Genomic DNA, 19,305 nt, shown 5'->3' with positions numbered 1-19,305 from the left:
TTAAACTCTCCCTTATTTACGAATTTGTCCAAGTGCATCTGCAATTGCCGAAGCTTCACTTGGCGTAAATGAGGCTTTGGACGTTACATAATCATATACCTCTTTTACTTCTTGTTCATCAGCAGATTTATATTTTTCGGGATCGATTAAACTTTGATTTACTAGATTTAAACGATCACGAATTTCTTCAATCATTTCTTCGTTATTTTTAGTCACTACTCTCACCTCTTTTTACTTTATTTTATCAAATTTGCTAACCTTGTAAAACTTTTATCACAATTCCTCTTTAGAAATGATTAATAAACCATTAAAATGGGAAATAGGATTATATAATTTGGAGGTCAATATATGATTACAGTTGCTTTTGTTTGTCTTGGAAATATTTGTCGCTCACCTATGGCAGAAGCTATAATGCGACAAAGGTTAAAAGATAGAAGTATCGATGGTATAGAAATCACTTCAAGAGGTACAGGTAAATGGAATCTTGGACAATCACCTCATGAAGGGACACAAAAAATATTATCTGAACACAATATTCCATTTAATGGTATGATTAGTGAACTATTTGAATCTAACGACGACTTTGATTATATTATTGCTATGGATCAAAGCAACGTTGATGATATTCAAAATATTAATCCAAATATTAAAGGAAAATTATTTAAATTGTTAGAATTCAGTGATATGACAGAAACTGATGTACCAGATCCTTATTACACAAATAATTTCGAAGGCGTGTATAAAATGGTACAATCATCTTGTGATAATTTAATTGATTTTATTATTAAAGATGCTAATTTAAGAGAGGGGTAACAACATCATGCAAAACAAATTAATTCCAGGTATATTATTAGGTGCTGTAATAGGAGGCGCAGCAACACTTGCTGACAAATCTACACGCCAATCATTAAAACAATCAATTAAAGATATTAAAGAAGGTAATCGTTCACAAAAACCTTCAGCAATTTCTAATATAAAAGATGAAGTCTCATATTGGAAAGATGCAATAGAAGAAATTAGACGCAATAATCCAGAGTTAGAGCGTTCCTTAAAAGATGCAAAAGACACATTTGTTGAACGTAAAAATAATCGCTTGAAAAATTAAATAAATAATATCGTGACTAATGAATATAAAAAACGTTTAGTCACTTCATAATGATAGTTTGAAGTGTAGCGTCATAGATGACTTGCGCATAATATAACTTAGTCATCCAAGCGGGGGTGGGAATTGGAAATCTACTTTATAAGTTTTGATTTCTTTCCTACCCTCCTTTATTTTTGATTTGTTATAAGATATTTTATTTTTCAAAAGTTACTTTATTTCAAAAGAATATGGCAACACATATTTACCTTTAATGCATTTTACAGTATATTAAACTGTATACGTAAAATATCAATACATAAGGAGATTTGATATGTCTAAAAATGAAAAAACATCTTCTAATTTTCTGAATGAAACTAAAGAAATGGAAGATCAAAAGAACAAAAAAGATAAGAACGAACAAATTGAACGTGATCGTATATACATAACACCAAATGAATTTAAATCGAAATCGCCAAAAAAAGACAATCAAGAATTTTTTGTATCACGTATCAATAAGCCTGCAAAATATACTAAAGATTCAAATTTTTTCTCTTATTTAGTATATAGAATAGGAAAAGACGATGCATCAGGATTATCAGCACAACTATCCTATTATTTTATGTTATCACTATTTCCTATGTTACTTTTCTTATTATCTATTGTGCCGTACCTCGGTATTAAACAAAGCTCGATTAGAAGCATGATTAAGGAACATGTGCCACCAGATTACGCACCACAAGTATCATCTATTATTGGCGATATTATGGGCAATGCAAGTGGCGGTATTTTATCTGTAGGGTTAATCTTAGCGTTATGGTCTGCTTCTAATGGTATGACCGCCTTGATGAATTCTTTTAATGTGGCTTATGACGTAGAAGATAGCAGAAATTTTATTGTTTCTAAACTATTAAGTGTAGTGTTTACACTGGCATTAATTATTGTCTTACCACTAGCAATTGTACTGCCTACATTTGGTGAACAAATCGGGTCATTGCTATTTGGACCTTTAGGCTTAGGTGATCAAGTTAAATGGATTTTCAATTTAGTTAGATTTGCACTACCTGTTATTGTAGTACTTATAGCATTTATAGTACTTTATACGTTAGCACCAAATGTTAAAATTAAAATGCTTTCGGTTATACCCGGAGCTATTTTTGCAACTATCGTATTTTTAGGCGGCTCTTATTTATTTGGTATTTATATTTCAAACTTTGCTAATTATTCTAAAACATATGGTAGTATTGCCGGTATTATTATATTAATGTTATGGCTTTATATCACTGGTTTTATCATCATTATTGGTGCTGAAATCAATGCAATTATGCATCAAAGAAAAGTAGTTGCAGGTAAAACACCAGAAGAAATTACAATTGATCAAATTGAAGAAGAAAAAAATAACGGAGTAGATTAAGCGACAGAATCTTTCTTCGAATATAAATTTAAAAAAGCTAAAACCTAGGCACACATTATTGTATCTCTGCTTAGGTTTTAGCTTTTATTATTGTATTAAATTATGTTGAAATGCATAGATTACAGCTTGAGTTCTATCTTGTACTTCTAATTTGCTCAATACGTTACTCACATGTGTTTTAACTGTTTTGATTGTAATATGTGAAGCACTGGCAATTTCTTGGTTTGAGTACCCTTTTGCAATCAATAATAATATTTCCATTTCACGCTCAGTTAACATCTCATATAATTCAGCGCGTTGTTTCATACGATTTCTCATCTTAACCAACACTTCTGCTTCAAATACAGATTCATCACGATATGTTTTGCGTATCGCTTCAGCGATATCACTGGCACTTGTTGTTTTTAAAATATAGCTATCTACACCAGAATCTAGTGCACGGTACACCTCATTATCTTCAATATAACTAGTTAGCATAACGACTTTAATGTGTGGCAAATCTTTCTTAATTTGTTCTGTAGCTTCTACACCATCCATATCATCCATCAGTAAGTCCATTAAAATTAAATCAGGTTTTAGTTCATGTGCTTTTTCAATTGCATCTTTCCCTGATTGCCCTTCTCCGACTACTTCTATATCTGGTTGAGTAGATAAATAACTAGAAATACCAATTCTGACCATTTCATGATCATCAACAAATAATACTTTAATCGGCATATGAATCCTCCTTATTTAATGGGGCTTTGACTTCAATTCGTGTTCCTGAATCTGGCAGTGATACTATATGAAACGTTGCGCCAATTTCAAGTGCTCGTTCGCGCATATTTTTTAACCCATAGCTTTGTTCTACCTTATCATCTACGTTAAAGCCTTTACCATCATCTTGTATACGTAATAATAAATATTCTTCTCTATTAAACAATTCAATTGTAACTTTTGTCCCTTTTGAATGTCTTAATGTATTTGAAATTGCTTCTTGTGTAATTCTAAATAAATGATCTTCTATACCTTTAGGTACGTCGAATTCTTCAATATCATGTACAACTTTCATAGGCACTTTTTTCTGCAAATCAACCACTAAATCTTTGATACCTTGGCCGAGTGATTTATCTTTCAAGCCAATTGGTCTTAAATGTAATAGCAAGGCACGCATTTCTAGCTGTGAATCTTGAATCATTTTTTCCAATACTGGAATTTGTTGATCTAAAGGCGCTTTCAAATCAGTTTCTTTAATGGCAGAAAGCATCATGCTTGCTGCAAACAATTGTTGGCTTACGGAATCATGTAACTCTCGAGCCAGTCTTTGTCTTTCATCTTCAATTATTTTTTTAACTTTCACATCGTTCATATTATATGATTCATTCGTTAAATTTTGTGTTTTTAAACGCAATCTATGAACTTCTTGATTGAGCGGTACAAGCGTTTGATATAATTCAATTGTTTCATTATATAATTCTATATTTTGGTCATTGATACCTACTGTCTGCCCTTCTATAGAACGCTCAATTTGGTCTTGTAACCAATGATTTTGTTGATTGATTTTATAAGCTAATACTGAGCCAACAATGATGCAAAGTAATATAACTAATAAGTTAATAAATAGTAAAACTGGTATTCCAAAGATTTGCGTATAAATCATGCCTTGAAAATATATAATATTCACAAAAACTTTATCTATAAAAAACATAGCGAAAAATGTACTATAAACTAATATCAACATTGACCCTATTGCTCTTATGTAGTGATTCATTTATAAATCACCTCAACATCTCCTATAAATGTTGACAAGTAGACATTAACAGCATAATTATCTTCTTTTGTTTCTTCAACAACTTTAATATTATTGTTTTCAACTTTATATGATGTTTCATTAACATATGCATTACCATAAAGTGCTGAAAAATGTAATTTTATATTGTAGTTTAAAGGCACAATAATTTGCACTTTACCTAAAAAATGTCTTATCACTACAGTATTATGTTCTCTAATATTAGCAGCTTTAGACATATCTATATGAATATCACCAATACCATGCTGTATTTGTAAATCTTCCCATTTATAAACATAAATAGGTGTACGTTGTTCACCAAACCACTTTTGCTTAATAAATTCTGGAGATTCTACTGCCTCTTCTGTCGCAATAATTTTCAAAGGTTTGAACCTATAAAATATATATCTCACAATTAACACAATTAAAAATATAAATAATATGATAATTGTGTATTTATTGGATAGTAAAGTAAAAGCTATAAGTAATACCCCTATCCAAAACGCTAATAACCCTCGTATTTTATGAAAATATAAATATCCTACATAAACCAATATGCAGCCTAATAATAATACAAAAATAAAACCTATTTTTTCAAAGAAAATATAGTAGAAATTAGCTATTATCATTAATGCTGTAAACACAATCAACATTTCAGTTGATATATATTTATGAGTCATGTTTCGCCACCTTTCTTCAAGCGACTAAACTAATTTGTTCGATTAAATCACATTCTGTTTCAACATTCACTTTTTCCTTTGCCTGTTGTGATAAATCGGCTACAATACGTGCGTAGTCTGCTTCCATTTCATTCAAATCATTTTTAATTTTTTCTATATCATAGTGCTCAATCTCTTGTGCACATTCAATATCAGATTCATCTAAAATGTCGATATATTTATTTTCTAAAGATAATGTTAAATGATCTATTAATCTAGCTACATAAGTTTTTCTTTCAAATAGATAATTTATGTACATTTCTATGCTTCTTAATTTTTTATCAAGATATTGTCTATATTCAATTAAACTTGAATAAAAAGTTTGTTTAGTCATTTTTTCTAGATAAGTCGTAATATAATTCATAGAATCACCTCATGATTGATTAGATTCTATTATAAAAAATTTCCGGAACCATTAGTATAGGCTCCGGAACCATCTTATATTAGGACTTTAGACCGAAACTTATTCTAATCTATTTTAGTAGTTAAAACTGGTCCTTCTTTTGTTACTATAACCGTATGTTCAATTTGTGCAACAAAGCTTTTATCTTGAGTTTCAAATGCCCATTCATTCTTACCTTCTGTGACAAATGTAGCTTTTGAAGAAATAAATGGCTCAACAGCAATTACAGTACCTTCTTTAAGCAAAGTTTTATCTTTTGGATCATAATAATTCATCACATGGCTTGGAGATTCATGTAATGACTGACCAACACCATGACCTGTTAAATTTTTAATTACTGTCAAATCATTTTTACGTGCAGTTGCGTGAACTGCTTTACCAATTTGGCTCAGCTTTGCACCAGGTTTGATTTTTGTCATAGCTGCTTCAAATGCTTCTAAAGCAACATCACAAACTTTTTGTTTCAATGGATTATCCGCTTCACCAACTACAAATGAAATGCCAGTGTCAGCATAATACCCATTTTTCAATGCAGAAACATCAATATTTACTAAGTCACCTTCACGAATTTTTCGTTTTCCAGGAATACCATGTGCCACTTCTTCGTTAACGCTGATACAAGTTTGACCTGGAAAGTTTTCATCATGAATTGGTGCTGAGATAGCACCGTGTTCTTCAAATAAATCTTTTGCGATATCATCAAGTTCTTTAGTAGTGATGCCAGGTGTAGTAGCTTCTTGCATTTTGTCTCTAACTAGTGCGCAGATATATCCAATATCTTTTAGTGCTGTTAATTCTTCTTCTGTTTTTACAATCATTTTATCCCGTTCCTTTTTGTAAATTATATTCTTTCTTATTATAGCAGACTTTTTTTGATATAATAAATTAGAAAATTTTTATCATATATAGTTTAACATTTTAACCAAATAATGACATAACCACTTTTACAATTCTGGTTAAATCATTAAACGTTTATTTTTATAGGAGTTTTAATATGAATGATTCTTGGTATAAAAATATTGTTGGTGCACGAACTCTGAAAACAGGTTTAGCTACCTTTTTAACTGCTCTTTTTTGTTTAGCCTTAAACTTAAATCCAATTTTTGCTATATTAACAGCTATTGTCACAATTGAACCAACCGCTAAGGCATCGTTAATAAAAGGTTATAGAAGACTTCCTGCAACAATTATTGGTGCGTTATTTGCCGTTATATTTACTTTTATTTTCGGCGATCAATCTGCTTTTGCCTACGCATTTAGTGCAACATTCACCATTATTCTTTGTACAAAATTAAATTTACAAGTAGGTACAACTGTAGCAACTTTAACTGCAATGGCTATGATTCCTGGCATACATGATGCTTATTACTTTAATTTCTTCTCCAGATTATTAACGGCTATCATTGGATTAGTTACAGCGGGATTAGTAAACTTTATTGTCTTACCTCCCAAATATTATGATCAATTGGATGATGCTATTAATCAAACTGAAGCAAAAATGTACGCATTATTTCATAAGCGTATGCGTCAACTGGTTATTGGTAAATTTTATAATGGAACGACCAATCAACAATTAACCACATTATTAAATTTAAACCAAAAAGTCGAGACGTTACTTTCTTATCAAAAAGATGAGCTCAGTTATCACAAACACCACAATTCAGAATGGATTCGTTTAAAGTCTTTAACTACGCGTACACATACAAATCGCTTATTTATAACTCACTTATCTAACTTAGTTTTTTTACCAAAAGACACACAAGTTACTTTTACTAAAGATGAGCAACTTGCCATCCTAAATATTGCTGAGAGTATAAATAACATACATAGAACTGGACATTTTGAGCGTCATCCAAAATCAGCGTCGTTACTTAAATCCACCGTCAAAGGTTTAGATGAGTTTGATAAAAATCAATTAAAAAGTCATATTGTCTATGAAATACTATTAATTTATAGAATTTTAAATAATCGGTTTGCTTAAATTGATCTATTAACTATTGTTACATCAACAAAACAGCCTAGGACAAAATGTCCTAGGCTGTGGTTTATTCATACTAGTTAAATCTTTACTATTTTTGTTGAGCAACGCGCTCAACAATTACTTTCTTAGCTGCTTCTTCCTCTGAATTGTCTAATTCTTTCGGTTCAAATACAAGGCCTTTACGTTCGCATGCTTTTTCTAATAGATAATCTGTAATTTCATGATTTTTAGGTAGTATCGGTCCGTGTAAATAAGTACCTAGTAGATTCTTGTAATGAATGCCTTCTTTAGCATCGTCATCATTATTACCAAATCCATGAGTAACTTCACCTAAAGTACCGTAATTATGATAAGTACGGCCCCCATGGTTTTCAAATCCTACAATTGTACCAAAAGTATTACTTTCAATAACGATATCTCCTGTTAAACGATTTTTTTTAGATTCTGTATAAAAATCTAAAATATTTAAACCGTCTAGTTCTGTGCCATCTGGTGTAATGTATTTACGTCCTAAAAACTGGTAACCACCGCATACAGTTAGACCAGGCAAACCATCTTCAATAGCAGCTTTTAACTTACTTTTTATTTTACTCAATTCTAATGTTGCTAATGCTTGTTCTCTGTCACTACCCCCACCAATAAAGAAGATATCACATTCATCAAAAGTAACATTTTCCGTCTGATTAATATCTACAACTTTTAAAGTGATATTACGGCGTTTTGCACGTTGTTTAAGTGCAATGATATTACCTATATCACTGTACAAATTTAATTTATCAGGCATAAAGTGATAGACCGTTAACTCATTCATTTTACGTTATCCTCCTCAAAAGAGTGATTCAATTGTTTTAACATAGGGGCAAGTGAAGTATAGTTAGGTATTGCTACAGTAAAACTATTAGTATATTCCATTGTTTTCGCAGTAGCTTTATAGATATCATTTTCTAAAATAACTGGTACATTTATCTCTGCGAGCTTTAATCTCAATTGTAGCTCTTCTGCTCGTGTACCTGTAACTATTATAGCTTCTATCTGTTGATTCGCTAATTTTTCAAAGTCAGCATCATAAATCCAAGATGTATCACGTCCATCTGCAGCATGATCATTTAAACTGATGACGTAAACTTTGTTCCCCTCTATCCGATCACCAACTGAGAGACTTGCATTCATACCTGCAGGGTTCTTAGCTAGATTGATCATTGCTTCTTTCGTACCCTTTTTAAAATACTGCATTCTGCCATTATCAGAAGTATAAGTTTCAAACCCTTTTCGAATTGACGCATCATTTAATCCAAGTTCTCTGAGCACGGTATAAGCAGCAATTGCATTATATGCATTAAAATCGCCTGCAATTTTCATATTAAATGTTGTAGTACCAACATTTAAATTTATAAAAGGTGTTAAATCAAATTGAGCTACTTCATATTTTGTATTTTCTCGTTTAAAGCCACATTCACAATAATAATGGCCTAATTGATTATAATGAATATAATCATAATGTAATAAGCGACCACAATTAGGACAATATCTACTTTCATTCATAGAACTTTGTTCAAAATCATGCGCGTGCTTTTTCATTCCATAATAATTAACAGTGTCACTCGCTATCTTTAATCTACTGACAAATGGATCATCAGCATTTAACAATAATTTTATCCCTTTATTATCAATTGCTTTTGCAATATTATTTACCATAATATCGATTTCCCCAAATCGATCCATTTGATCACGGAAGAAATTAGTAACCACCATCATCGTAGGCGTAACTTCATTAAGTACTCTTGGTATTGAACCTTCATCAATTTCAATAACTGCGATTTTAGTGTTTTTTTTAATTTGCAAAATAAAGGCTGATGTAATACCAGCAGACATATTGGCACCTTCATTATTATGTATGATTTCTATTTGATTCTCTTTCAAAGTATGACCTATTAAATTTGATGTAGTCGTCTTCCCATTTGTACCACTTATAAATACAATCTCATCTACATGAGATGCTAATTCTCTTAAAATATTTTTATCCACTTTTCTAGCGACTTGACCTGGTAAGTCTGTTCCCTTTTTCCCAACAGTACGACTTACTTGTCTTGCCAGTCTCGCTAGACGTGTTGCAGTCCATTGTCTCATCTACTTCCTCCTCTACTATTCACTCAAATATTATAACACGATTAAGTTGTATTCCAAACAATTCTCAATGCAAATATCTTTCACATTCTTTAGATTAGAATAATTATTATTTACGAATGAGAATAAGTTTGCTATACTAATGAAAAATGATACATGGAGGCTGTTACTTATGTTGAATAAAGAATTATTAGATGCATTAAATGAACAAATGAACCACGAGTATTTTGCTGCACATGCTTATATGGCAATGGCTGCGTATTGTGATAGTAAGTCCTACGAAGGCTTTGCTAATTTCTATATCCAGCAGGCAAAAGAAGAAAGATTTCATGGTAAGAAAATTTATGATTATATCAATGATCGTGGTGAACAAGCAATATTTAATTCAATACCAGCACCTAAATCTGAATTCACAAGTATCTTAGAAACCTTTGAAGATGGCTTAGCCCAAGAACAAGATGTAACACGCAGATTTTACAATTTATCTGACCTAGCTAATAAAGATAAAGATTATGCCACAATTTCATTTTTAAATTGGTTCCTAGATGAACAAGTCGAAGAAGAATCAATGTTTGATACACATATTGATTATTTAAACCGTATCGGTGACGACAGTAACACTTTATATTTATATGAGAAAGAATTAGCTGCACGTTCATTTAATGAAGATGAAGCATAGCGTTAATACGCTAACAAATTTTTAAAATTAATGATGAATATACAGAAGCATGCCAACATGATTGGCATGCTTTTTAAGTATTTTGCTAGTAGGAAAGGACTGTTGATCATCTATTATGCTTAATTGAGTTTTACTCGCTTGACTTCGAAAAGAGAATTATATAAAGTCATAACATATTCTATAAGAGAAAGGGTTCTTGCTTGATGACAGCTAATGCTTATATTGCTTTAGATTTTGAAACTGCAAACGGAAAAAGAACGAGTATATGTTCAGTGGGAATGGTCAAAGTTATCAATCATCAAATCACAGAATCTTTTTATACACTGGTTAATCCAAATGACTATTTTTCAAAACAAAACATTGCCGTACATGGTATTAATCCAAATGATGTAAAAGATGCGCCGACATTTGCATCAGTATATCCATATATGATGCAATTCATTGATGGATTACCAGTAGTTGCTCATAATGCTGCATTTGATATGAATGTTTTGTATGACAGCATTAAGCAAATTGGTCAAGACACACCAACAATCACTTATTTTTGTTCACTACAACTATCAAGAAAGACAATAAATAATCATCGTTATGGGTTGAATCATATGATGCATTATTACAATCTAGATTTTCACGGTCATCACGATGCTTTAAATGATGCTAAAGCATGTGCAATGATTACATTTCGATTATTAAAACACTATGATGATTTGAATAGTATATTAACAATATTTGGTAAGCAGTTAAAAGATAAAGATTAATTTATTCAAAATCAGTAATTATTTCCATGATACTTCGTTTATATATAATCATAAATTGTCATGTTTTCATATGTCGCTTTTTCTAAGTTACCTACTGTAACGCCCACCAATCTAATTGGTGTTTCTGAATCTTTTAGTTCAGTATATAAACTATATGCAATGTTATAAATATCCGTCTCATTTCTAATCGGATCTCTCAAACTTCTTTGTTTTGACAAAGTTTCAAATTTAAAAGTTTTAATTTTAACAGTGACAGTTTTGCCAGATTTTTGAATTCTGGCTAAGCGTTCAGCTGTTTTATGACTTAACTCCCAAATTTTTTGAAGAATTTGATCATCATCATTAACATCTGTTGCAAAGGTGCGTTCTGTGCCAACTGACTTTCTAATTCTTGTGGCTTTTACTTCATTATTATCTATACCTCTCGCCTTATTGTACAATCCATAACCGCGTTTTCCAAAAAGACGAATTAATTCACGCTCACTTTGGTTATATAAATCTTGGCCATTATAAATTTTATGCTCATGCATTTTTTCTTTAGAAGCTTTACCTACTCCTGGAAAATCACCAATATCTAAGCCCATTAATATTTCATGTACATTTTTATAATCAATAATAGTTAGACCGTTAGGCTTATTCATACCGCTCGCTAATTTTGCTAAAAATTTATTATAAGAGACACCTGCAGAGGACGTTAATTGGGTAGCTTCGTAAATATCTCTACGAATATATTGCGCAATCATAGACGCTGGTAAATCAGGACGGACTAAATGCGTAATGTCTAAATATGCTTCATCCAATGACAATGGTTCAACGATTTCAGTGTAACTTTTAAAAATATTCATAATTGTGTTTGAGGCTTCCTTATAAGCTTCAAATCTAGGAGATACATAAAAACCATTCGGACATAATTTATGTGCTTGTGCGGTGGGCATTGCAGAATGAACACCATATTTTCTTGCTTCATAAGAAGCTGTTGACACCACGCCTCTACCACTCGCTTTTCCACCGACGATAACTGGTTTCCCTTTTAAACTTGGATTATCCCTTATTTCTACTTGAGCAAAGAAATAATCCATATCTATATGAATGATTCTTCTTTCTGTCAATGCACACACCTCCCTTTTTAAACTTATATAATTATATTATTGATATTTATCTTACAATCTAAATGATTTTGTTACATAATATATGCTCATGATAGTAAAACAAACAAAAAAGAGTTAGCTATCCGCTTCTTAAATACGATATCATCTATAATGATAATTATGTATTTAGCAGTATTACTAACTCAGATTAATTAATTCTTATGATTTTGGTTCAGTTTGCAATTCAATTGAAGGGTTTTTTGTATAATATTTAATACCATCCTCAGTATCTTCTATGACTTCCACTTTCTCATTTAACACACCTGAAAGTAAATACAAATCCACAACACAATATCCAATATGAAAACTTGTAATAAATATGATAGATGAGTAAGGCGTAATAAAAAATATGATAAATAAAATGGGTGATATAATAATTAAAGGGGCTAACATAATTAAGCTATATTGCCATTTTTTGAAATAAACTTGTGGCATATGTGACTTTATCAAACCATATTTAACTCTATAAATAGGTTTTCGACCTTTTGATAAGATGCGAAACATTAAGTTATGAATCAATTCATGTAAGAAATAAACAATAGTAAAACCTAAAATACCATACAATAAATTAAATAAGATATTTTGCTCTATAACCGAAGCAAATAAATAAGCAAATTTATATGATAACAATATACTGATCATTACTATTGTTAATTGGAATAGTAAGAATCCTTCTAATAACTTTTTATTAGAAAACAACTCAATTTTAAACATTAGCAACCCTCCAAATGCTTTGTTATTACCTAGAGTATACAATGATTTTAATCACTTAGAAAGAGCTATTGAACAAAGTTAATGACTTGTAATTGAATTTTAACAAATCTTCTTACATTGAAATAAACTGCAACACTGAGCAAACAATAAGTTAATTAACTTTACACAATGTTTATTAAATCATGCTTATCTATTAACCTACGTTTTATATACGATTAAATTGAGCAACCGTTTCAACATGTGTTGTATGAGGAAACATATCTACTGGTGTAATCTTCGTTAGTTTGTAATGTTGTGCTAAATATTGCGCATCACGTTGTTGTGTTGAAGGATTACATGAAATATAGACAATTTTTCTTGGGTTTAATTCTAATAATGTTTTTAAAAATGTTTCGTCACAGCCTTTTCTAGGCGGATCAACCATCACTACATCTGGTTTAATTCCTTGTGATTTCCATTTTAATATAACCTCTTCTGCCTTACCACAGACAAAAGTAGTATTTTCAAATTGGTTTATAGTCGCATTTTGTTTAGCATCTTCAATGGCTTCTGACACAACTTCTACGCCATAAACATGTTTCGCTTTTGGTGCCATATATAAACCTATCGTTCCGATACCACAGTAAGTATCCAAGACAACATCATCCTGCTTTAAGTTTGCGTATTCAATCGCAAGTTGATACAATTTTTCAGTTTGTATCGAATTAATTTGATAAAAAGATTGATCACTTATTTTGAAGGTAACGTCTGATAATTTATCATTGATTGTTGTCTTACCATATAAAGTATTAGATTCCGCTCCTAATATTACATTTGAATGTGTATTATTGACATTATGCTTTATACTTGTAATTTCAGGAAATGCTTTAACTAATTTTTGCACAAGTAAATCACTCTGTTTAAATTTCTTGCCATTGGTCACAAATATCACCATTAACTCTCTTGTATGGTGTCCAGTACGAATGACAACGTGCCTCATAAGCCCTTGTTTTTTATGTTCATTATAAACGCTAATATTCAATTCGTTAAACCAAACTTTAAGTTGATTCATAACTTCTTGATGCAATTGGTCTTGAATTAAACAACTTTCCATATCTATAATATCGTGACTTCTTTGTCTATAAAAACCTGAGATAATCTCTTCGTCTTTATTCTTTCCAACAGGTATTTGTGATTTATTTCGATAATACCAAGGATTTTCCATACCAACTGTGTCATTAATAATCGTATCTTTAAAATCTGCTTTTCGATGAAACAAATTAATTACTTGTTCTTTTTTCATATTCAATTGAGCTTGGTATGTCATATGTTGTAATTGACAGCCTCCGCATTTGTAATAATATACACATGGTGGCTCAACACGTTCTTTACTTTGTTCTTTAATTTCTATTAATTTACCTATTGCAAAATTCTTTTTTACTTTAATCACTTTAAATTTAATCGTTTCATCTATTAAAGTATTAGGAATAAACACAGGATACCGATCTAACTTTACAACGCCGTGTCCTTCATGTGTTAAATCAATTACGTGTCCTTCTAAGATTTCATTTTTTTGTAATATGCTCATATTATCACCCCATATAAAAGAGGTTAGGCTATTTGTATCTTTACCTAACCTCGTTGTCTATTAACGTTTTTGAAGATTCATTTTAACTCATTTATTTAAACTAGTTCACGATTACGATTTATTTTAATATTATATTTGTTATTGCTCAACTAGTTCCTCATTTTTAATGTCACTTGGTGTATAAACTTCAATATGCTGTTTTAAATTCAAGAAATTTCCGGGCAATTTACCACCATATTCACCGTCCACATTTAATTGCATATCTATAAATGAAGAGATATTGATTGATTTTGCTTTTTTATAATGCACTTTAGGATGTTTAATATGCTCACCTCTTGAAGCAAGGGTCATAATATGCCCTAACTCTGCTAAATTCGCTTTTTCCACTATAATCAAGGTGAAATAACCATCATCTAATTTGGCATCAGGCACTAATTTTTCAAATCCTGCCATAGAGTTGGTCAAACCTAATAAAAATAAGAGCGCCTCTCCCTGAAAAACCTCATCATCATATTCGATACGTATGTCAACAGCTTTCATCTGAGGTAACATTTCAAATCCTTTAATATAATATGCAAAAGGACCAACAATTGATTTCAATCTACTTGGTGTTTCATAAGATACCTGTGTTAATTGTCCCCCTGCAGCTAAATTAATAAAATATCTACTATTCATTTTTCCAATATCAACGCGCGTTGAATGGCCTTCTATAATCACATCAATCGCACTCATAATATCATTGGGTAAATGCAATGCACGCCCAAAATCATTTACAGTTCCCATTGGGATGATTCCAATTTTAGGTCTATTTGGATGTTCTGCTATACCATTGATGACTTCATTGAGCGTCCCATCGCCCCCTGCAGCTATTAAAACATCATAGTCTTGAGTTAAACAACGTTTAGCTTCAGTTGTTGCATCACCAATTTTTTCAGTTGCATAGGCACTCGTTTCAAAACCGGCCTTTTCTAATTTTATTAACACATCTGGCAATGTTCGTTTAAACAATTCTTTACCAGATGTTGGGTTATAAATGATTCTAGCTCGTTTTCTCATATTTTATCCCTCAACTTTTTATACTCAGTATATATATTAAATGATTTAGTTAAATGATAAAAGCATTTAGGCTATTTTCAAAAAGAAAATATAATATACTACTTAATATTAAAGAAATTGAAACTTCCATTCCTATTATCAAAACATGGCACTATCCATAATTTAAATTAGCGCTCTTATATTTTAAATTTAAGATTTTGACTGTGAATAATGCTTGCCTGATATATCGTTCGTTCTTATAATATTTCACACATATTATTTCATTGAATTCAGCAATTTATAAAATTACATTAAAAAGTAGTAGTTCAATGTGCGCTTAAAGTTTTATAAAAAAACGTCAATTCCTATTTTGTTATAGAAATTGACGTTTAATACTTTATCCAAGCTGTTTATTTCTCGGTTACTCATTAATTAGATTATAACTGTTCAAAATGCAAATGATTTTGTTATCTTTTATCTAATTCTTGTTTTAATAGTTGATTCACTAATTGTGGGTTAGCTTGACCTTTTGAAGCTTTCATAATTTGACCAACTAAGAAGCCCATTGCTTTACCCTTACCATTTTGATAGTCTTCAACTGATTGTGGATTATTGTCTAATGCTTCATTTACAAATTTAAGAAGTGTCGCTTCGTCAGAGATTTGAACTAAACCTTTATCTTCCATAATTTGTTTTGCATCTCCACCATTTTCAGCTAGTTCTGGGAAAACTTTTTTAGCGATTTTACTGCTCATTGTGCCATCTTCAATTAATTTAATCATACCAGCAAGATTTTGTGGTGTGAGTTTTGTATCTAATAATTCTATTTGATGTTTATTCAAGTACTCGTTAACGCCACCCATTAACCAGTTGGAAGTTAATTTTACATCAGCACCTTCTGCTACGGCACCTTCAAAGAAATCAGACATTTCTTTTGTTAATGTAATCACGTGTGCATCATATGCTGGTAAACCAAATTGATTCACGTATTTTTCTTTTCTTTCATCTGGTAATTCAGGAATTGTTTGACGTACGCGTTCTTTCCACTCATCGTCAACATATAAAGGTACGATATCTGGTTCTGGGAAGTAACGGTAATCGTCTGATCCTTCTTTCACACGCATAAGAATTGTTTTACCCGTAGATTCATCAAATCGTCTTGTTTCTTGTAAGATTTCTCCACCATTCAACAATTCTTCTTCTTGACGTTTTTCTTCATATTCTAACCCTTTACGTACATAAGTAAATGAGTTTAGATTTTTCAGTTCTGCTTTTGTTCCGAACTCTGCTTGACCATATGGACGTAATGAAATATTGGCATCACAACGCAGTGAACCTTCTTCCATTTTACAATCTGAAACACCAGTATATTGAATAATTGAACGTAATTTTTCTAAGTATGCATATGCTTCTTGTGGTGAACGAATATCTGGCTCAGACACAATTTCAATCAATGGTGTACCTTGTCTATTTAAGTCAACTAATGAATAACCATCTTTATGTGTTGATTTACCAGCATCTTCTTCCATGTGTAAGCGTGTGATACCTATGCGTTTTGTTTCACCATCTACTTCAATATCAATATAACCATTTTCACCTATTGGCTGATCAAATTGTGAAATTTGATATGCTTTAGGATTATCTGGATAGAAATAGTTTTTTCGATCAAATTTTGATTCTGTTGCAATATCCATATTTAATGCCATTGACGCTCTCATCGCCCAATCAACGGCACGTCTGTTGACAACTGGTAGTACTCCAGGGTAAGCCAAATCAATTACGTTTGTGTTTGAGTTAGGTTTCGCTCCAAAATGTGCTGGCGATGGAGAAAACATTTTAGATTCTGTTTTTAACTCAACATGGACCTCTAGTCCAATAACTGTTTCAAAATGCATGATTTCCACTCCTTATAAATTTTCGTATTCATTATGCAAATTAAATTTTGATTCATATTGGAAAGCGACACGATATAATGTTTTCTCATCAAAAGGTTTACCAATAAATTGCAAACCAATTGGACGTCCATTCGCTTTACCACAAGGAATAGATATACCTGGCAAGCCAGCTAAGTTAACTGGTGTTGTTAGTAAGTCATTCGCATACATTGTAAGTGGATCATCGATTTCTTCACCTATATTAAATGCAGTTGTTGGTGTTGTTGGCCCAACTACAACATCATAGTTATCAAAAATACGATCAAAATCGTTTTTTATTAATGTTCTAACTTTTTGTGATTTCTTATAGAACGCATCATAGTATCCTGAACTTAGTGCAAATGTGCCAAGGAAAATACGACGCTTAACCTCTTCACCAAATCCTTCACTTCTTGACATTTTATATAATTCTTCTAGTGAATTTGCTTCTGGAGAATGATAACCGTATCTGATACCATCAAAACGTGATAAGTTTGAGGATGCTTCAGATGATGCGATTACATAATAAGAAGGAATGCCATATTTCGTATTCGGTAATGAAACTTCTTCTACTGTAGCACCTAGTTCTTTCAATGTTTCAACAGCTTTTTTTACAGATGCTTTCACTTCATCAGATATACCTTCACCGAGATATTCTTTTGGTAATGCCACTTTAAGGCCTTGAATATCTTTACCAATATCAGATGTAAAATCTGCATCTTCTACAGGTGCACTCGTACTGTCATTTTCATCTAAACCAGTAATTGCTTCTAATACTAAAGCATTGTCCTTAACATTGCGCGTTAGCGGCCCAATTTGGTCTAATGAAGACGCAAATGCTACTAAACCAAAACGTGATACACGACCATAAGTTGGTTTTAAACCTACAATACCGCAATAAGCTGCAGGTTGACGAATTGAGCCACCAGTATCTGAACCTAAACTAAAAGGTACTAATCCCGCTGCAACAGCTGCTGCTGAACCACCAGATGAACCACCAGGAACAGCCGTGTGATCAAATGGATTTAACGTTTTCTTGAAATAAGAAGTTTCTGTAGAACCTCCCATTGCAAATTCATCCATGTTTAGTTTTCCAATTAAAATAGCTTGTTCATTGCGTAATTTATTCATTACTGTAGATTCATAAATAGGTACAAATCCTTCTAGCATTTTACTAGCGCAAGTTGTTTCTACACCTTCAGTAATAATATTGTCTTTAATTCCCATTGGAATACCAAATAGTTTGCCTTCCATTTGGTCTTTGGCTTGTAACTCATCTAATTCTTGTGCTTTTTTAATAGCATTGTCTTTATCTAATGCAAGAAATGAATTAATTGTTGGATCAGTTTCTTCAATTGCATCATAGATATCGTTCACTATTTGTGAAGGTTTAATTTCTTTATTTTTTATTAATGTAATTAAATTTTCCACAGATTCATAACGGATGGTCATCTTAAGCGTCCTCCTCATTCATGATAGATGGTACCTTGAACTGTCCATCTTCCGTCTCTTTAGCATTTTTTAATGCAAGCTCTTGAGGAATGCCCTCGATTGCTTTATCTTCTCTTAACACGTTTTGTAAATCTAATACGTGATAAGTTGGCTCAATTGAGCTAGTGTCTGCTGTATCTATATGATTAGCAAAATTTAAAATACTTTCTAATGTATCTTGCATTTCAATTGTTTCTTCTTCAGATATTTGAAGTCTAGCTAAATTAGCAATATGCTCTACCTCTTCACGTGTAACTTTAGCCATTAAATAAAAGCCTCCTTTTTACTCATTCATTATAAAATTGTATCAAAATTTCAAACAAAAATCTAAACTTTTCAACAATAACAATAAATAACCATATTTTAATTAAGTTCCGTTTGGTAAAACATTTGTAATTATGTAACTTAAATATGTTTCAAAAACAATATATACAATTTTCATAGTATTAATAACAATTATTGCATAATAAATCATAAATTTTATAAAGTGCGTAATATCATTCTATGTTT

General features: G+C 31.4%; 21 protein-coding genes. 6 read left to right on the top strand and 15 right to left on the bottom strand.

Annotated elements, in window-relative coordinates; genetic code table 11:
- Nucleotides 1-12: 12 nt before the first annotated feature.
- Nucleotides 13-216, bottom strand: a complete 204-nt coding sequence (locus KA856_RS12745) for a DUF1128 family protein (protein ID WP_064264282.1) — start codon at nucleotides 214-216, stop codon at nucleotides 13-15.
- 132 nt (nucleotides 217-348) lie between these two features.
- Between KA856_RS12745 and KA856_RS12740 the strand changes: the two genes are divergently transcribed.
- From KA856_RS12740 to KA856_RS12730, 3 genes are all read left to right on the top strand, one after another.
- Complete coding sequence (locus KA856_RS12740; protein ID WP_107384534.1) at nucleotides 349-813, top strand: low molecular weight protein-tyrosine-phosphatase; 465 nt, start codon at nucleotides 349-351, stop codon at nucleotides 811-813.
- A 7-nt stretch (nucleotides 814-820) separates the two neighbouring features.
- A complete protein-coding gene (locus KA856_RS12735) occupies nucleotides 821-1,105 on the top strand; it encodes a YtxH domain-containing protein (protein WP_019469618.1) in 285 nt (94 codons plus the stop codon).
- Nucleotides 1,106-1,415: 310 nt separating this feature from the next.
- Nucleotides 1,416-2,495 carry a YihY/virulence factor BrkB family protein gene (locus KA856_RS12730; protein WP_107521367.1) on the top strand — a complete coding sequence of 360 codons (1,080 nt, stop codon included), beginning with the start codon at nucleotides 1,416-1,418 and terminating at the stop codon, nucleotides 2,493-2,495.
- Nucleotides 2,496-2,582: 87 nt separating this feature from the next.
- Here the strand turns inward: KA856_RS12730 and vraR are convergent, their stop codons facing one another.
- The 5 genes from vraR to map form a co-directional block, all read right to left on the bottom strand.
- On the bottom strand, nucleotides 2,583-3,212 hold the full coding sequence (gene vraR / locus KA856_RS12725) for a response regulator transcription factor VraR (protein ID WP_019469616.1): 630 nt from the start codon (nucleotides 3,210-3,212) through the stop codon (nucleotides 2,583-2,585).
- Nucleotides 3,202-4,245: a sensor histidine kinase VraS gene (vraS, locus tag KA856_RS12720; RefSeq protein ID WP_019469615.1), complete on the bottom strand. Its 1,044-nt coding sequence runs from the start codon at nucleotides 4,243-4,245 to the stop codon at nucleotides 3,202-3,204. The genes vraR and vraS overlap by 11 nt, the downstream gene beginning before the upstream one ends.
- On the bottom strand, nucleotides 4,242-4,943 hold the full coding sequence (vraT, locus tag KA856_RS12715) for a cell wall-active antibiotics response protein VraT (RefSeq protein WP_019469614.1): 702 nt from the start codon (nucleotides 4,941-4,943) through the stop codon (nucleotides 4,242-4,244). Before vraT ends, vraS begins: the two co-directional genes overlap by 4 nt.
- A gap of 16 nt (nucleotides 4,944-4,959) precedes the next feature.
- Nucleotides 4,960-5,346 (bottom strand): hypothetical protein, encoded by a 387-nt coding sequence (locus tag KA856_RS12710; protein WP_019469613.1) that lies wholly within the window; start codon nucleotides 5,344-5,346, stop codon nucleotides 4,960-4,962.
- Between the two features lie 104 nt (nucleotides 5,347-5,450).
- Entirely contained in the window at nucleotides 5,451-6,203 is a 753-nt protein-coding gene (gene map / locus KA856_RS12705) for a type I methionyl aminopeptidase (protein WP_064264275.1), read from the bottom strand.
- 176 nt (nucleotides 6,204-6,379) lie between these two features.
- On the opposite strand from map, the gene KA856_RS12700 reads away from it, so the two are divergent.
- Nucleotides 6,380-7,366, top strand: coding sequence for an FUSC family protein (locus KA856_RS12700; RefSeq protein ID WP_064264273.1), 987 nt, complete (start codon nucleotides 6,380-6,382; stop codon nucleotides 7,364-7,366).
- Nucleotides 7,367-7,454: 88 nt separating this feature from the next.
- On the opposite strand, the gene gatD is transcribed toward KA856_RS12700, so the two are convergent.
- Both gatD and murT read right to left on the bottom strand, forming a co-directional pair.
- On the bottom strand, nucleotides 7,455-8,177 hold the full coding sequence (gatD, locus tag KA856_RS12695; RefSeq protein WP_064264271.1) for a lipid II isoglutaminyl synthase subunit GatD: 723 nt from the start codon (nucleotides 8,175-8,177) through the stop codon (nucleotides 7,455-7,457).
- A complete protein-coding gene (gene murT / locus KA856_RS12690) occupies nucleotides 8,174-9,493 on the bottom strand; it encodes a lipid II isoglutaminyl synthase subunit MurT (protein ID WP_181187639.1) in 1,320 nt (439 codons plus the stop codon). Before murT ends, gatD begins: the two co-directional genes overlap by 4 nt.
- Nucleotides 9,494-9,662: 169 nt before the next feature.
- Here murT and KA856_RS12685 point away from each other — a divergent pair, with 169 nt between their 5' ends.
- Nucleotides 9,663-10,169, top strand: a complete 507-nt coding sequence (locus KA856_RS12685; protein WP_019469608.1) for a ferritin — start codon at nucleotides 9,663-9,665, stop codon at nucleotides 10,167-10,169.
- 203 nt (nucleotides 10,170-10,372) lie between these two features.
- Nucleotides 10,373-10,927: a 3'-5' exonuclease gene (locus KA856_RS12680; protein ID WP_107384522.1), complete on the top strand. Its 555-nt coding sequence runs from the start codon at nucleotides 10,373-10,375 to the stop codon at nucleotides 10,925-10,927.
- A 38-nt stretch (nucleotides 10,928-10,965) separates the two neighbouring features.
- Here the strand turns inward: KA856_RS12680 and dinB are convergent, their stop codons facing one another.
- From dinB to gatC, 7 genes are all read right to left on the bottom strand, one after another.
- On the bottom strand, nucleotides 10,966-12,036 hold the full coding sequence (gene dinB, locus KA856_RS12675) for a DNA polymerase IV (RefSeq protein WP_064264263.1): 1,071 nt from the start codon (nucleotides 12,034-12,036) through the stop codon (nucleotides 10,966-10,968).
- Between the two features lie 198 nt (nucleotides 12,037-12,234).
- Entirely contained in the window at nucleotides 12,235-12,789 is a 555-nt protein-coding gene (locus KA856_RS12670) for a DUF3267 domain-containing protein (RefSeq protein ID WP_064264261.1), read from the bottom strand.
- A 205-nt stretch (nucleotides 12,790-12,994) separates the two neighbouring features.
- Nucleotides 12,995-14,356, bottom strand: a complete 1,362-nt coding sequence (gene rlmD / locus KA856_RS12665) for a 23S rRNA (uracil(1939)-C(5))-methyltransferase RlmD (protein WP_107524444.1) — start codon at nucleotides 14,354-14,356, stop codon at nucleotides 12,995-12,997.
- Nucleotides 14,357-14,494: 138 nt separating this feature from the next.
- Nucleotides 14,495-15,412 (bottom strand): diacylglycerol kinase, encoded by a 918-nt coding sequence (locus KA856_RS12660; protein ID WP_064264257.1) that lies wholly within the window; start codon nucleotides 15,410-15,412, stop codon nucleotides 14,495-14,497.
- A gap of 446 nt (nucleotides 15,413-15,858) precedes the next feature.
- A complete protein-coding gene (gene gatB / locus KA856_RS12655; RefSeq protein ID WP_064264255.1) occupies nucleotides 15,859-17,286 on the bottom strand; it encodes an Asp-tRNA(Asn)/Glu-tRNA(Gln) amidotransferase subunit GatB in 1,428 nt (475 codons plus the stop codon).
- Nucleotides 17,287-17,298: 12 nt separating this feature from the next.
- Nucleotides 17,299-18,756 (bottom strand): Asp-tRNA(Asn)/Glu-tRNA(Gln) amidotransferase subunit GatA, encoded by a 1,458-nt coding sequence (gene gatA / locus KA856_RS12650; protein WP_064264252.1) that lies wholly within the window; start codon nucleotides 18,754-18,756, stop codon nucleotides 17,299-17,301.
- Between the two features lies 1 nt (nucleotide 18,757).
- Complete coding sequence (gene gatC, locus KA856_RS12645; protein WP_019469599.1) at nucleotides 18,758-19,060, bottom strand: Asp-tRNA(Asn)/Glu-tRNA(Gln) amidotransferase subunit GatC; 303 nt, start codon at nucleotides 19,058-19,060, stop codon at nucleotides 18,758-18,760.
- Nucleotides 19,061-19,305: the final 245 nt, after the last annotated feature.

It is taken from the genome of Staphylococcus sp. GDB9P120P, from assembly GCF_017893435.1.
Classification (GTDB): Bacteria; Bacillota; Bacilli; order Staphylococcales; family Staphylococcaceae; genus Staphylococcus; species Staphylococcus cohnii.
The sequence above is the reverse complement of the archived record's forward strand: the minus strand, read 5'-3'. Positions and strand labels throughout refer to the sequence as shown.

What these genes read in the sequence shown, in the direction of transcription:
- KA856_RS12740 (WP_107384534.1), top strand. Translation starts at nt 349, where the DNA reads ATGATTACAGTTGCTTTTGTTTGTCTTGGAAATATTTGTCGCTCACCT.
- KA856_RS12735 (WP_019469618.1), top strand. Translation starts at nt 821, where the DNA reads ATGCAAAACAAATTAATTCCAGGTATATTATTAGGTGCTGTAATAGGA.
- KA856_RS12730 (WP_107521367.1), top strand. Translation starts at nt 1,416, where the DNA reads ATGTCTAAAAATGAAAAAACATCTTCTAATTTTCTGAATGAAACTAAA.
- vraR (WP_019469616.1), bottom strand. Translation starts at nt 3,212, where the DNA reads ATGCCGATTAAAGTATTATTTGTTGATGATCATGAAATGGTCAGAATT.
- vraS (WP_019469615.1), bottom strand. Translation starts at nt 4,245, where the DNA reads ATGAATCACTACATAAGAGCAATAGGGTCAATGTTGATATTAGTTTAT.
- vraT (WP_019469614.1), bottom strand. Translation starts at nt 4,943, where the DNA reads ATGACTCATAAATATATATCAACTGAAATGTTGATTGTGTTTACAGCA.
- KA856_RS12710 (WP_019469613.1), bottom strand. Translation starts at nt 5,346, where the DNA reads ATGAATTATATTACGACTTATCTAGAAAAAATGACTAAACAAACTTTT.
- map (WP_064264275.1), bottom strand. Translation starts at nt 6,203, where the DNA reads ATGATTGTAAAAACAGAAGAAGAATTAACAGCACTAAAAGATATTGGA.
- KA856_RS12700 (WP_064264273.1), top strand. Translation starts at nt 6,380, where the DNA reads ATGAATGATTCTTGGTATAAAAATATTGTTGGTGCACGAACTCTGAAA.
- gatD (WP_064264271.1), bottom strand. Translation starts at nt 8,177, where the DNA reads ATGAATGAGTTAACGGTCTATCACTTTATGCCTGATAAATTAAATTTG.
- murT (WP_181187639.1), bottom strand. Translation starts at nt 9,493, where the DNA reads ATGAGACAATGGACTGCAACACGTCTAGCGAGACTGGCAAGACAAGTA.
- KA856_RS12685 (WP_019469608.1), top strand. Translation starts at nt 9,663, where the DNA reads ATGTTGAATAAAGAATTATTAGATGCATTAAATGAACAAATGAACCAC.
- KA856_RS12680 (WP_107384522.1), top strand. Translation starts at nt 10,373, where the DNA reads ATGACAGCTAATGCTTATATTGCTTTAGATTTTGAAACTGCAAACGGA.
- KA856_RS12670 (WP_064264261.1), bottom strand. Translation starts at nt 12,789, where the DNA reads ATGTTTAAAATTGAGTTGTTTTCTAATAAAAAGTTATTAGAAGGATTC.
- rlmD (WP_107524444.1), bottom strand. Translation starts at nt 14,356, where the DNA reads ATGAGCATATTACAAAAAAATGAAATCTTAGAAGGACACGTAATTGAT.
- KA856_RS12660 (WP_064264257.1), bottom strand. Translation starts at nt 15,412, where the DNA reads ATGAGAAAACGAGCTAGAATCATTTATAACCCAACATCTGGTAAAGAA.
- gatB (WP_064264255.1), bottom strand. Translation starts at nt 17,286, where the DNA reads ATGCATTTTGAAACAGTTATTGGACTAGAGGTCCATGTTGAGTTAAAA.
- gatA (WP_064264252.1), bottom strand. Translation starts at nt 18,756, where the DNA reads ATGACCATCCGTTATGAATCTGTGGAAAATTTAATTACATTAATAAAA.
- gatC (WP_019469599.1), bottom strand. Translation starts at nt 19,060, where the DNA reads ATGGCTAAAGTTACACGTGAAGAGGTAGAGCATATTGCTAATTTAGCT.